This is a genomic window from Paenibacillus sp. MER 180, assembly GCF_023713665.1.
In the GTDB taxonomy this organism is placed as follows: Bacteria; Bacillota; Bacilli; order Paenibacillales; family Paenibacillaceae; genus Paenibacillus_B; species Paenibacillus_B suaedae.
In genome coordinates this window covers 296651-311117 of the sequence record NZ_JAMAVT010000001.1, presented here as the reverse complement: position 1 = coordinate 311117, position 14467 = coordinate 296651, and the positions used below count along the sequence as shown (strand labels likewise).

The 14467-nt window shown below is 47.1% G+C and carries 12 protein-coding genes; 9 read left to right on the top strand and 3 right to left on the bottom strand.

Going from position 1 to position 14467, the window contains the following annotated elements:
- Positions 1-100: 100 nt before the first annotated feature.
- The 6 genes from M3661_RS01265 (at position 101) to M3661_RS01240 (ending at position 8339) form a co-directional block, all read left to right on the top strand.
- Positions 101-1201, top strand: a complete 1101-nt coding sequence (locus M3661_RS01265) for an AI-2E family transporter (RefSeq protein WP_251481530.1) — start codon at positions 101-103, stop codon at positions 1199-1201.
- Between the two features lie 270 nt (positions 1202-1471).
- Complete coding sequence (locus M3661_RS01260; RefSeq protein ID WP_251481525.1) at positions 1472-2125, top strand: hypothetical protein; 654 nt, start codon at positions 1472-1474, stop codon at positions 2123-2125.
- 93 nt (positions 2126-2218) lie between these two features.
- A complete protein-coding gene (locus M3661_RS01255; RefSeq protein WP_065291459.1) occupies positions 2219-2794 on the top strand; it encodes a putative ABC transporter permease in 576 nt (191 codons plus the stop codon).
- 327 nt (positions 2795-3121) lie between these two features.
- Positions 3122-6196 carry a beta-galactosidase subunit alpha gene (ebgA, locus tag M3661_RS01250; protein ID WP_251481522.1) on the top strand — a complete coding sequence of 1025 codons (3075 nt, stop codon included), beginning with the start codon at positions 3122-3124 and terminating at the stop codon, positions 6194-6196.
- 113 nt (positions 6197-6309) lie between these two features.
- A complete protein-coding gene (locus M3661_RS01245; protein ID WP_251481519.1) occupies positions 6310-7386 on the top strand; it encodes a LacI family DNA-binding transcriptional regulator in 1077 nt (358 codons plus the stop codon).
- A 311-nt stretch (positions 7387-7697) separates the two neighbouring features.
- Positions 7698-8339: a hypothetical protein gene (locus tag M3661_RS01240; RefSeq protein WP_251481516.1), complete on the top strand. Its 642-nt coding sequence runs from the start codon at positions 7698-7700 to the stop codon at positions 8337-8339.
- 70 nt (positions 8340-8409) lie between these two features.
- On the opposite strand, the gene M3661_RS01235 is transcribed toward M3661_RS01240, so the two are convergent.
- Entirely contained in the window at positions 8410-8883 is a 474-nt protein-coding gene (locus tag M3661_RS01235; protein ID WP_251481511.1) for a hypothetical protein, read from the bottom strand.
- Positions 8884-9115: 232 nt separating this feature from the next.
- A complete protein-coding gene (locus M3661_RS01230; protein WP_251481508.1) occupies positions 9116-9442 on the bottom strand; it encodes a hypothetical protein in 327 nt (108 codons plus the stop codon).
- 78 nt (positions 9443-9520) lie between these two features.
- Here M3661_RS01230 and M3661_RS01225 point away from each other — a divergent pair, with 78 nt between their 5' ends.
- From M3661_RS01225 to M3661_RS01215, 3 genes are all read left to right on the top strand, one after another.
- Positions 9521-10777: a Tle-like phospholipase domain-containing protein gene (locus M3661_RS01225; protein WP_251481505.1), complete on the top strand. Its 1257-nt coding sequence runs from the start codon at positions 9521-9523 to the stop codon at positions 10775-10777.
- A 40-nt stretch (positions 10778-10817) separates the two neighbouring features.
- Complete coding sequence (locus tag M3661_RS01220) at positions 10818-11108, top strand: hypothetical protein (RefSeq protein WP_065291463.1); 291 nt, start codon at positions 10818-10820, stop codon at positions 11106-11108.
- A 67-nt stretch (positions 11109-11175) separates the two neighbouring features.
- Complete coding sequence (locus M3661_RS01215; protein ID WP_251481502.1) at positions 11176-13110, top strand: M48 family metallopeptidase; 1935 nt, start codon at positions 11176-11178, stop codon at positions 13108-13110.
- Positions 13111-13216: 106 nt separating this feature from the next.
- Here the strand turns inward: M3661_RS01215 and M3661_RS01210 are convergent, their stop codons facing one another.
- Positions 13217-14173 carry a cation diffusion facilitator family transporter gene (locus M3661_RS01210; RefSeq protein ID WP_065291465.1) on the bottom strand — a complete coding sequence of 319 codons (957 nt, stop codon included), beginning with the start codon at positions 14171-14173 and terminating at the stop codon, positions 13217-13219.
- Between the last annotated feature and the right edge of the window lie 294 nt (positions 14174-14467).

Genomic DNA, 14467 nt, shown 5'->3' with positions numbered 1-14467 from the left:
TGATGTCGATGAGAAAATGCTTTTTTCATATTTATTTCATTTCTTGAGAAAATCGCTATACTAAGTTATACGTGTACGAATTAGCAATCAGGGGGATGCCATGCTTAAGAATCGAAGAACACTGCGCTACTTGGGGCTATTCACCATTGCAGTGATAGTGTACAAGCTCATCGATAATATCGGTTATGTGCTCAAGGGAGTCGTAGCCCTATTGTCTATGCTTACACCGTTTTTTATTGCTTGTTTCATTGCCTACCTTCTTCGCCCACTTGTCAATCTATTGGAGAAGAGGCTGTTGGCCAGGACAAAATCGAAGCGATTTATTAGTATTATAGCCGTGTATACCTTGTTTTTCGGCATTATTGTGCTGCTGATTACGGTCATTACACCGCGGGTTATAGAAAGTGTAAGCACATTGCTGGCTGATATGCCGATTTATATGGAGAGTACGAAAATATGGCTGCAGGCCAATGTCATGAGTAAGGAATGGTTCATTCAATCCGGAATCTCGAGCAGCATTAGCGAGCATTTCAGCTCCGTCTCCAGTCAAATTAGCGACTTCTTGAAGCTGATGCTGAACAATTTGCTGTCCAGCTTGTTTACCTTTACGTCTGCGCTGTTGAATCTCGTTATCGGCTTTATCGTCTCGATCTACTTGCTGAAGGACAAGGAGAAGATCGGGACAGGCGCGAAGCGCACTTTGCACGGCCTGCTTAAGAAGGAACGGGCTGAAGGCGTCATTGATTTCGTAAGAAAAATGGACATGATTTTCTCGCAATATTTTGTAGGGGTCATTTTGGATGCAACGGTCGTAGGCAGCATCGTAATCATTGGACTCCTAATTATTCAAGCGCCATATGCGCTGTTGTCCGCTCTGCTCGTGGCCATAACGAATGTGATCCCGTACTTCGGCCCATTTATGGGGATGTTGTTCGTCGGTATCATTACGTTGTTTGTATCACCAGAACAGACGCTATGGATTACGTTGTTTATTTTCATCGTCCAACAGTTCGACGGTTATTATATCGGTCCGAAAATTGTGGGTAATAAAGTGGGCATAGGTCCCATTTGGATTATCTTTGCGATTATTATTGGAGGCGCTATGTTCGGCATTTTGGGCATGTTCATTGCCGTCCCGGTTGTCGCAGTGCTTAAGACGGCGGTGGATTCATTTATTCAACGTCGTATTGGTGAACAGTAAGAACGAACAGATAATAAGGAACAAAGGTGCCAAAGGAGGGATCGTGTGCTCTCCCTCTGGCACCTTTTTATATGCTAGCGGTAAATCTAGTAAGGGCAGGTCTGGACATGAGCAAGACACATATATGATTGAATACATATTCAAATTATTTTTTATGCAACATTATGCATACTTCCTCCGTCTATGAAGACAAACCGAATAATCGTAAGGCATCAAGAAGCAGGTACATAGGTGTGCCACAACAACATGAGATTAGAGGAGGAATTTACAATGAAAAAATGGAACAAAGGCTTGGCAATTGCATCGATTATGGCGGTACTTAGCGTCCCCTTCGCTGGAGCAGTAGCTGCTGAAGCCATTCAAGGTCATGTCGTATCATCTCACCCTGTAGAGGAGGGCTCGACATTGCCAGAAGAGCATGTGACATCACAAGGAATTATTGAGTCGGGGAACGGAAGTAAATTTGTTCTCCGTGGTCAACAATATTTGCATATTAATGTACAAGACAACACGGTTATCGTAAATGAAAAGGGTCAGCCGCTCAGCAAGGATGCCCTGAAAGAAGGCGCAGTTGTAGAGGTTCAATATGGACCAATTATGTTGATGACATTCCCGGGTACGGTTGGTGCCGAAAAAATCGTTGTTAAAGGTGAAACGGTGGTTAAGGAAGGCAAAGTGCTGACAGTAACAAAAACAGATGGCGATGTGAACGCGCGAGTTCATGTCGATGTAGATAATGATGGCAATATCAATAATGACGTCATTTTGAATATCTCGAAGGAAACATACATTATGGACAAGCAAGGTGTTGCTGTGAAGGTGGAGGATTTGAAGGAAGGACAGAAAGTGAAGGCATTCCACTCTCTGGCGATGACTTTCTCCCTTCCGGGACAGTCGCACGCTAGCCTCATTATTGTTGAATAATCGGGGAAACAGGGAATAAGTGGTGCGGAATACATCCATACTACGGGTAGCTTGAGATATGCCGCTGATGCAGGCATAAGGAGGTTATGCGTTATGGTGGCACATGTGCCAATTCCGTTGCAAGTTACAGGAGCGGCAGCCAATGATGCATTGGCTGCCGTTTTTTATTTTATGGTCTACTCGTTCGGAGGGTGGCTGCTTGAGAACATATACAGTAAGTTAATAACGGGCCGTTTCTGGAAGGAGGGATTCCTGCAAGGGCCATTCAAACCTATGTATGGAGTTGCTCCTCTTCTCTTGCTTCCTTATGTCGAAAAAGGGGGCAATTGGATCCTCATTCTGCTGCTGAGCTTCGTCATTCCGACGGCTGTTGAATATGTGAGCGGCTTAATGCTGGAGAAGGTATTTTATCGCAAATGGTGGGACTATTCTTCATATCGGATACAGCTTCAAGGTCATGTTTGTCTATCCTTTTCACTATGCTGGATGTTTTTATCGCTAGCGGTTGTGTACGGACTGCATCCCTTGCTAGAGGCTGGCTACGTGCAAATTTCAGCAATCTGGAATATGGCATGCCCGATGTTCGTCATTTATTTCTGGGTGGACATGGCGTGGTCCGTATGGTCGCGAAGACGTGAAGGAAAGTCGATGGCAGACAGTCGAAGTTGAGTAAAATTTAGGTAAAACAATAGTAAAATCAAGGTTGCGAGAGCGGAGACAAAACGTCTTCGCTCTTCTTTTTGTTGATATTACCCATTTTACAGGGAAAACATGTATTTACTAAAAGTTTTACTAACATCATGTAATGGTTAGTAAAAAATTAAATGATCAGTAAAATATTTTACTAAAACGATTGAGAATTTTACTAAGGTCAGGTAAAATTTTATTAGGAAGTGAAGATGTGATTCATCCTACATCTCAGACAGAACGAATGGTTAGACGGATGGAAATGGATGTCGTTCGTGTGAGGAATCCCCGTGGGCAGGAGGCCGTACTATGCGTGTGATGAAGCAGTGGGAAAATGTGAGCGTTACAAATTGTAACCGTATGAAAGGGAGAGCGTACTTTCGCTCCTATCCGAATCGACAACTAGCCTTGCTGGACGAGCCGAAGTATGCGCATCAATGGAAGAGCTTGAATGGTACATGGAAGTTCGCTTATTTGGAAGCGCCTGAGTATTCCCCGCCGGGATTCGAGCGGCCATCATTTGATTGCTCGAACTGGGACGACATTACGGTACCGAGCAACTGGCAGCTTGAGGGTTATGGAAATATGCATTACTCGGATCTATGGTACAACTTCCCGATTAATCCGCCTTATGTGCCGACAGACAACCCGACAGGAATATATAAGCGCAGCTTTGCGATTAGCCCGCAATGGCTGGGCAATCAGCAGGTAATTTTACGATTCCATGGCGTTGATTCCGCATTCCATGTATGGGTGAACGGGCATGAAGTCGGTTACAGCAAGGGTGCAAGACTGCTGAGTGAATTTGATATTACAAGCTATGTAGAAGCAGGGCAGAATGAAGTGTGTGTCCGCGTGTATCAATGGTCGGATGGAACGTACATTGAAGATCAGGACATGTGGTGGCTGAGCGGTATATTCCGTGATGTCGAATTGTATGCCCAGCCGCTTGTGGGGATTGAAGACTTTACAGTGGTTACAGAGCTGGATTCTGCTTATACGAATGCGATCCTGCGCCTAAGCGCAGATATTCGTGGTGCGAAGCAGGGACACACGCTGTCTTACGAGCTGCTTGATGCAGCTGGACAACAGGTAGCCTGCGGCGATATGCCTGCGGGCGAACGCGTCGCGACTGCTGTCCCAATTGCAGCTCCGAAATTATGGAGTGCGGAGACGCCGTATCTATATACCCTTCTCTTCGCTTTAACAGATGTGGATGAGGTCATTGAGGTCATTCCCCAGCAGGTGGGCTTCCGTGCCGTTGAATTGAAGGGGGACACATTCACCGTCAATGGGGTTGCCATTAAGCTGAAGGGTGTTAACCGTCATGATGCGCATCCGATTACAGGGCGTGTCGTATCGCGCGATGATATCGAGAAGGATATCCGCTTCATGAAGCAGTACAATATTAATGCGATCCGTACGGCGCATTATCCGAATTCGCCTTGCTTATATGAGCTGTGCAATGTGTATGGCATGTATGTGATCGATGAGACGGATCTGGAGTGCCACGGCTTCGAGCTGACAGGAAACTTTAATTGGATTACGGATGATCCGGCATGGGAGAAAGCATACGTCGATCGTATCGAGCGCATGATTGAGCGGGATAAGAATCATCCTTGTATTATTATGTGGTCGCTCGGCAACGAATCAGGCTATGGCCGAAACTTCAGAGCGATGGGTCTCCGTGCGAAGGAAATGGATCCGACACGCCTTGTTCACTATGAAGGGGACAGAGATACGGATATTGCGGACGTGTGCTCGACGATGTATACGTGGCTGGATCATCCGGAGCGGAAGACGATGCAGTATATTATTGAGAACTCTACAAAGCCGCATATTTTGTGCGAATACGCCCATGCGATGGGCAATGGCCCAGGCAACATGCAGGAGTATCAAGATCTATTCTACGCACATGATAAGCTGCAAGGCGGATTCGTCTGGGAATGGTGTGATCACGGCATCCAGAAGATTGATGAGCAGGGCCGTGTCTATTACCGTTATGGCGGAGACTTCGGTGACGATCCGACGAATGGAGCCTTCTGTATTGACGGACTTGTCATGCCTGATCGTACCCCTTCACCGGGATTGCTGGAATATAAGAAGGTCATTGAGCCTGTTCATACGCATGAGGTTGATTTGCAGCGCGGCTTGATCCGTGTCAGCAACAAGTACGATTTTGCATCGCTAGATCAATTGGCACTTCGATACTCGATTGTGAAGGATGACTGCATTTTGCAGACAGGCGAAGCGGACATTACTGGCATCGCTGCGCGTACAAGCAAGGAAGTGGAGCTGGGGTACTCGCTCGATTTCTCACCTGAACCGGGAACGGACTACTATGTGAATCTTTCTTATACGTTGAAGAGTGATTGTGCCTGGGCACAAGCAGGACATGAATTGGCGACGGCGCAATTCCTCCTGCCGATTGCCGCTGAGATGCTGTACATCGAGCCGAGCGGCACGCTTACGATGGAAGAGGGACACTGTGAGCTCATCGTCCGCGGGGAAGAATTCAGCATTCGATTCGATACAGTCAAGGGCCGCATGACCTCATGGACACATCATGGCACTATGGTTGTGGAAGAGGGTCCGAAGCTGCAGTTCTGGCGCGCGCCGATCGATAATGATATGTATATCGTGGACGATTACCGGAATAAGACATTTATGCATTTGATGCATGAAATTGTAGAAGGAGTCACCTATGCACAGGAAGGCGATGTTGTCCGTGTGACGGTGTCTGTCTTGAATGGGACGACGAACGCCGCTTGGCATTACCGTTCCCGCTATGATTATTGTATCTACCCGAATGGCGATGTGCTGCTCGATGTGAGCGGCGAGCCGGGTGGCGTGAAGGAACAGGCGCCGGAGATGATTCCGCGCATTGGCGTGGAGCTTCGTGTGCGTGCTGCTTGTGAGAATGGCAAATGGTATGGCAGAGGTCCTGGAGAGTCGTATGTAGATTCGAAGCAGGCAAATCAATTCGGCGTCTATGAGCGGACGGTGGATGAAATGTTCACGAATTACGTGCATCCACAGGAAAATGGCAATCATACGGACTGCCGCTGGGTTCGCTTGGCGGATCGTTATGGGGTAGGGATCATGGCAGTTGCGTATCCAAAGATGGACTTTAGTGCTTCTTATTATGAAGTTAAGGATTTGGATGCTGCCAAGCATACGGTTGATTTGAAGAAGCGGGATTACATTGTGCTGCATCTCGATGCGAAGCAGAACGGCCTAGGATCGAATTCCTGCGGACAGCGCCAGCTGAGTCAGTATCGCAGTGGATTTGAGCCGTTCGAGTTGAATCTGAAGCTGTCTGTCTATTCGAATAAGGAAATCTCAGATGTGATGAAGGCGAAGGAAACGCTGCGCCGCAACTAGCAATCGCGAGGCTTTCCTCTATGCTTTTGGGCAAGAATACAGTACAATCGTAAGGAAATGAAAGAATGACGGAATGACGGATTGCTGGCGACGCATCACGATTGGAGGGCGAAATGGCTACCCTGAAACAAATTGCGGAGCGGGCTGGTGTGTCGATATCCACGGTGTCTCGCGTGCTGAACTTCGATGAGACATTGTCGGTATCAGACGAGACGCGGCGCCGCATTATGGAAACGACTGAAGAGCTCGGCTATAACAAGTACAAGCGGAAGAAGCGGACGATGGAGATGGCTGCGCCGGAGCCTTCGATGCCCGTGCCGATAGCGGAACCGCCTGCTCCTGTGCAAATCAGGGCGAGTCAGAACACGATCGGAATTGTCATGACCTATGACAAGAGTGAGGAGCTGAATGATCCGTATTATTTAACGGTGCGGCTTGCGATAGAAGAAGCAGCTCGGGAGCGAGGCGTGCAGCTTGTAGAGGTAGGCAAGAAGGGAGAACGCTCCCTTCCTGCTTCTGCTGCATCGGGGTTCATCGTGGTTGGGCCGATTGGGTCAGGTCAGCTGCATGAACTCCAGCGCTCCTCCTCTCCAATCGTATATGTGGATGATGTCCCTTGGGATCGCAAGTCGGATATTGTGACGGTCGATCTGCATGATGCTGTAGAGCAGGCACTGGTGCATATTCGTGCATTAGGACATGAGCGAATTGCGTATGTCGGCGGAAGAGATGTGCTGGATGGAGCCTCAACAGCGGATCGGCGCGAGATCGCTTACGAGAGGTGGATGAAGGAGGCGGGAATCTTCGATTCATCCTTGGTGCGTGTCGGAACCTTCTCAGCCGAGGATGGCTACCGTTTGACGAAGGAGCTAATTGCATCTGTACGCGGCTGTACCGCCGTCCTTGCGGCAAATGACTCTATGGCGATCGGAGCGATTCGAGCCATTCAGGAGCATGGCTTGCGAGTACCGGAGGATATTAGTGTGGTTGGCTTCAATGATATTGCGGTTGCTCAATTCATGACCCCTGCGCTTACCACGGTCAGACTGCATAGTGACTGTATCGGTGATACGGCGCTGGAGCTCATGATGGAGCGGTTGGAGAAGCAGCGGATCATTGGCAAGAAGGTTATGATACCAACAGAGCTGATCGTGCGGGAGAGCTGCGGACCAGCTGCCAAGCTGCGTTGAGATGTTGAACACAATGGTATATCCGGAACGGTGAAGGAGTCTAATTCTTAGGAATTAGGCTTCTTTTTGTGTACATGGAGGGATCTAGGAAATGCATATGACGAATAATGGAATGGACGGCCATACAGTGTGGAAGGAGCCGCTATTAATGAGTGGCTGCTGCTCAAGAATCAGAGAGGCAAAAGCAGGTTGGATGTGATCACCCGACGAAAGTCCAGTTCAGAACCCGTCGCCAGCACGTGTCTGGGTATATGTTCAATATATAAAATGGAAGTAGCAGCAATACAGAGAGCGATAGGGGCGAATGTAGCATGGGTGAATGGATGGACAGCATAATCAATGCGGGGAAGGGCACAGGACAGGGTGATGCGAAGAGGTATCCGATTTATATCGTACTGACTGATACAGGAACACTGTTTTCTAAGCTCATTCGAATGTACACTAAGGCACCGCTTAATCACGTATCCGTAGCATTCGATCCGGCATTGCGGGAAGTATATAGCTTCGGACAGAAGCCTTCCCGAAATCCGTTAACAGCAGGCTTCATGCGTGAAGAGGTAGAGCGTGATCTACTGCGTGCTGACGGTAAGCCGACGATATGCGCCATGTACCGTTGTATGGTGAATGCTGCGCAATACCATATGATTCGTGCCCGCATCATCACCATGATGTTCAATGAAGCTAAATATTCGTATAACTTGCTTGGTGTGCTAGGCATTCCATTCAAGCTGCAGGTTGAGCGGGAGAAGGCATTTTTCTGTTCTCAATTCGTCGCTTCGCTATTCGAGGAATGCGGTCTGAACGTCGTCGGTAAGCCTGCGGCAGCTGTAGAGCCTGATGATTTCCGCAGCTCCGAGATGCTGGAGCTTGTTTTTAAAGGTGATCTGCGCAATCTGGTACAGCCTTTCTACCAAGAGGAATTGGAATGGAGCAGTATGTCCGTGGCATTGTAAACGTGAGCTTACGTACGAATTCGCTTTGTACCTTGTAGCAGGAGGAAACTTGAATCCTCTTTTCCTATTATCACTTCAGCTTAACTAAAAATGGGTCAAGAAATTCTAACTTATCAAGCCTGAATTCATTTTCAATTTTGTATGAGTAGTTCTCCTTTTTTTCGTAATCATGCATTAAGATATCCCTACTGGAAATAATAAAGGCCAAAAATAGCTTTTCGTTTTTTCCTTTAATAAGAATTTCGTATGTTGGATATTCAGGAAAACCATGAGAAGAAGAGTCACTCCTTATTTGGATTTCAGGAAGTGATTGCATGAAGAATTCTATATCTTTTTTATCAGTAAAGAGAGTATCGCTATAGTCCGCTGCTGATACAAACTTTTGTATAAAAATAGACTCAATTTCTTTTTCCTTAAAATGCTCTCGAAGCAATTCATTAAATGGAAAAGTTCTCTCGTTGTTTATGTGATAAAGAAAAACACCTATTAGACCTATGATCAGTATGCCTGCGATTATCATAATATATTTCCCTGATTTCGGCATTCATTACCTCCTTGAATTCATAAAATTGTACATTACATACTACATACATTTTACCAAAAATGATAAGTAATAGAACCACTCAAGTCCTATTGTCTGTCAAAGGACATCTTCTCCATGTTCCGGGAATGATTCGTCAGTGTTAAAATAAGAAAATTATCAAAAAAAGGAGCTGTCCTAAACTTGGGATAGCTCCTTTCACGTGTACAGCAGTAAAATTCGTGCCTGAATCTGCTTATTTTTTGTCTGTAATTTCTTCCTTTGGGTGCACCGAACTGATCACTTCAAACGTCTTGTAGTTGATAAGAATGTAAATGTTGTCCTCAGGCTTGTTCTTGACATGCCCGTATAACGCAATGTGACTGGAGGCATGCTCAGGCTGGAATTGATGCTCTGTCCATTCCGTCTCCAAACCGTATTTGTCCTTAAAATATTCAGTTCCTGTTGCCATTGCTTGTTGAACAGCTGCTTGCTTTTGTTCAGGGTTCATAGCGGCTTCACATCCTATTAAGATTGCAAAAATGAGAATCAAAAAACCTGTATAGCGGACATTTTTTTGCATAACGTCTTCACTCCTACAGGAACTATTTTTATAATATTGTATGATAGATACCAAAAAATGAAAAGACAGGAGAATCCTATGGCCCAAAAAACACGCATATCAGATGAAGATTATTGGAAAATGTCCAGTTCAGCTTATGATAAGGTTCCACCTGGCGCATATGATGGCGCAAGTGGCTCGTGGGAGGTTGTTGAGCCGAAGGGCACGATGCTGCATGATTCTGAATCTGGATTCGATGCAGTCGTGTTCCGCAATAAGGATACGAAGCAAGTAGTTGTTGGATTTCGAGGTACAGAAGGGTCATCAAGCATTGATCGTTCACTACCTGATTTCAAGACGGATTTAAATGATGTTGTTCTCGGCAAGGCGAAGGATTTGGAGGAACGATTCAGTTCCAGGGAAAATATAATTCTCTCGTACCTAGACCCGAGGAAAAATATGGAGCAAGATATACATGACTACAAGCATAATCAGTTCCGGCAAGCTGATGTGCTCGTGAGGCAGGTGAAGGAGGAGTACCCCGAATATGAGGTTACGTTGACCGGACACTCCCTTGGCGGCGGCTTGGCGCAGTATGCTGGCGCTAAAAATAGTGTTGGTGCGGTAACGTACAGTGCACCAAGCGTAACGAATCTGCTGCCTGACAAATTAGCGGAAAAGGCCAAAAATGGAGAGTTTGACGACAAAATTATCAATTATGTGCACCCGAGCGATTCGATAGGAGCGGGACCGCTCAAAGAGTATGATAGCCATGTTGGCTCGACGTATTATCTTGGCGAAGATTTTAAGACCGCGAATAGCGAATACAAGGGTATTAAGGGACGAATCAAACGGTTTATTGATACCATATCCGGCGATAAAAATTTTCATTCCTTGGATCAATACAAGTTCGATAAGGATGGCGATATCAAGAATGAGCTGATCAATCGGGCGACAGGGGAAAAATTGACGATTTCGCCGCGTGCGCTGCTTGAAGGCGATTCCGTTCTTCTTGCGGGGATGTCATTAGGCGGGGGGCTTCTTCAAGCTGCGTTAAGCGCGGCCATGGGGGGACTAGGTGGAGGCAAGCTGATTGCGCTTCGCCCCGAAGAGCTCAGCAGCGTGGCGCGAACGCTAGAGCAGCATGTTGGACAATTCCATGATCAGGCGGGCTCGGCAGTTGGCAGTATTACGAAGTTGACTCATACGAGTCAGAGCAAGCGCATCGTATCGATAGCAGAGAACACCACGCAAGAACTTACGCAGATGACGGAATGGTATGCGACTGCAGTGCAGGAGCTTGCAGGCTATATTGATCGCAAGGCCAATGAGTTCAAGGCGGCTGATTTGGCTTAATGAAATGAATGGAAGGTCGAGAAGCAAAGGAGGGAATATGATGAACGACCGTATCCTGGTCGAATTGAATGATTTGCGCCAAGCGCACAAGCAGATTGGTCAGTTAGCAGAACTGCTAGAGCGCAATGAGCAGTATGTTCAGCAGCAGCTTGCGAGGCTTCAGGATTGGGTTGGCATCTCTGCTGATGAGATGAAGCAGCGGTTAAGCAAGTTCCAATCAGAGCTTGTCATGCGAAGGCGCCTCCTGACGGAGCGCCAGCAAGAGCTGCTTCGGTATATTCGGGATATGGAACGTGCGGATCAGTCTGCGGCTTCAGTACGCTGGATGTGAAGGGTTGAAGGAAGCAGCATGATAGATATCGTATGTATGACTACATAAGAAGCAGGTGCATAACAGAATGGAAGTCGATTACGAGAAGTTCGCAGCTCTCATCGAACGTCTGGAGAAGTCCGCGAAGCGCTCTCCGCAAGGATACAAGCTGCGCGTACTTGGATTAACAGTGCTTGGATTCAGCTATATTTATCTCATTTTAGCAATTCTGCTTGGTTTAGTAGGCGGTCTCATCTGGTATTCCATCTCCACTGGACGAGTCAATGCGGGTGAAGTGAAGCTATTCATTATTCTTATTCCGCTTGCTCTTATTATTCTACGTTCATTGTGGGTTCGCTTCGAGCAGCCGGAAGGGCGCGTATTGTTGCGTTCGGAAGTGCCGGAACTGTATGCAGAGGTCGATCGAATGGCGCGTGAATTGAAGGCTCCCCGTGTGGACAGCATCATCGTGGATGAACAATTCAATGCTGCGATGCTGCAGCATCCTCGCTTAGGTATGTTCGGTTGGCACAAAAACATATTGATTGTTGGATTGCCTTACATGATGGCCTCTACGCCAGAAGAGTTCCGTTCGACGATCGCGCATGAGCTTGGGCATTTGTCTGGCGGTGACAGCCGGTTCTCAGGCTGGGTATACCGGGTCGTGAAGACATGGGGAACGATTGTAGGGAAGCTGGAGGAGAAAAATCAGTTCGGTACAGGGTTGTTCAAGAAATTCTTTAACAAGTTCTATCCGTACTACTCCGCATATACATTCGTACTGCGGCGGGCAAACGAATATAGTGCAGACCGCGCCTCAGTGCAGCTGGCTGGCGCGGAGGTAACGGCCTCCTCCTTGTATAAGGTTCATGTGCTGGGCGCTTATTTGTCGGAAGTATTTTGGCCGAAGCAGTATCGGGCTGCGCAGCGCGTATCGGAACCTCCTCGTATTTACGTATCGTTGGAACATTTCTTGAAAAAGGACCTTCCAGAACGTACGGTGCGGCAATGGGGACAGGCGGCGCTAGCAGAACGAACGGGGCTCACGGATACGCATCCGTCCTTGTCGGATCGGTTGCACGCAATTCAGCAGTCTCCTGATGCACCTCATGTTCCTTCTTGGGAACCATTAAGCGGCTCTACGGCGGCAGAATATTTTCTAGGCAGCTTGTACAAATTGTTGCTGGAAGAAGTGGACAATCGTTGGATGATGCAAATTGCAGCAAGCTGGCAGGAGCGATACCATGAGTATGCGCCGGTACGGGCGGAGCATGAAGAGCTGAAGCAAGAGCTTCAGCAGCAAGGCAAGCTGAGCTTCGACCAGGGGTGCCGCTATGCGCATACAACGGAATTGCTGTATGGCGGCGAAGAGGCTCTTCCTCTTCTAGAACGAATTAATGAGGAGTATGTGGATCAGATTGAGCCGCTGCAAGAAGAAGGACGCATCCGCTTGCAGTATTTAGATGAAGGCGGAATCCATCTGCTTGAACGAGTGATGAAGCTGGATATGTTCCGCACGAATCAGATGTGCCGGTGGATCTATAATTATCTGGTTCACATGGGGCGATATGAGGAAGCTGATTCTTATGCGGAACGCGCGATGGAATGGATGGAAGACAACAAGGATGCGATTGAGGAACGTACGCATCTAACCTTTCAAGACAACACCTATATCCATCACGGGCTGAGTGAGCAAGAGCTGGAGGATGCCAGAGAGAAGCTTGCTTCTATCCCCATCATCCAAGAAGCGTATCTGGTTCAGAAGAAATTGGAGCATTTCCCTGATCAATATGGGGTGTACCTGTATGGGGTAGTTGTTGATGTACCGCAGGAGGCTGCTGGCCAAGAGGCAGAGTGGCTCTCCGAATTTACAGACAAATGTGCGGAAGAACTGGATTTACCAGGGGCCTATGTGTACATGATCGATTACGCTACCTATCATGGTGTGATCGAACAGATGAAATCAATTCCTGGGTCGTATATTTATCATGTAAGTCATATAGGCGAGCAAGAAGTCGGTTGATGCTGATTATATCCCTGATATCCTAACAAAGAAAGCAGCTTGCTGAGCAGTCACTCGGCAGGCTGCTTTCCATTATGGAGACTGTGGTACTAACGAGGCTCATCTCTTACACTGGGTTAGCTTCTGCGCTCCCCGCTTGTTGCAAAAATTGCTTGCCATATTCACCATGATCATGCATCGCAGGATGCTCAATTTGAATCGTGGTGTGCTCAATGCCGTACTTCGCCTTAAGCATATGATTGATAGCCAGAATGACGCAGAATGGCTGAATATCCTCACGGATGAAGACATGGGCTGTCAATGAATAGTGATCGGTGGATACCGCCCACAGATGAAGCTCATGGACATCTTCTACTCCTTCCACCTGGTTCATTTCCGCACGTATTTCCTCCAGATCGTATTTGTCAGGGACAGCTTCCATTAATATGAGGATGGATTCGCGAATGATTTTCGCGCCGCCAATGCAAATGATGGCCCCAATCACCATACTGATCAATGGATCCAAGACGTACAGTCCTGTGAAATAGATGAGAATCGCCGATACAATAACGCCTACAGAGCTGAGCAAGTCGCCGATAAAGTGCCACAAGGCACTCTTTACATTCAGGTTGTCCTCTTCCTTCGTGCTATGACTCAATACAAGCGTCAGGACAATGTTTACGATCAAGCCGATCGTAGCGATAATCAGCATTAGCCGCAGATCAACATCTTGCGGATGAACCATCCGCTTAACACCCTCGACAACGATTCCAATTGCAATCACAATCAGAGCCAGTCCATTCAGGAAGGATGCAATAATTTCGAAACGGAGGTAGCCAAACGTATATCGCTGGTTGGGTTCCCGAGTTGCCATGTAAATGGCGGTCATACTGAGACCTAACGCGATAACATCCGATATCATATGAGCAGAGTCGGATAAGAGAGCAAGTGAGTTGGACAGAAGCCCGCCCACAATTTCAACAATGGTAAAGAATAAGGTCAAGGCTAATGTAATCCACAATGTACGCTTAGAAGTGACTTGTTCCTTCACATGGTTGAGATGGTGGTAGTCGTGGTGAGTCATAAGGAACCATCCTTTTTGTTTAAGTAAAATTCTCATACAGGAATGAGTATGATGTATTGTATCCATACCTCGCTTATTTCTCAAATGAACGTTTTATGATAATACAATTGATTTTCATTCTTATAACTTGTACTTGTTCGCATACGTATCGGGCATGTTGGGGCGATTGAGGGAATAGGCTGCTCTCCTTGTCCTAGTTTATTTCCGCCTATTGCAAATCCAGCATTGTTCACGAGAAGACGAATGCTCCCATACATATCAAGGATATATTGTGCAGTGGCGGCAATGCTATTC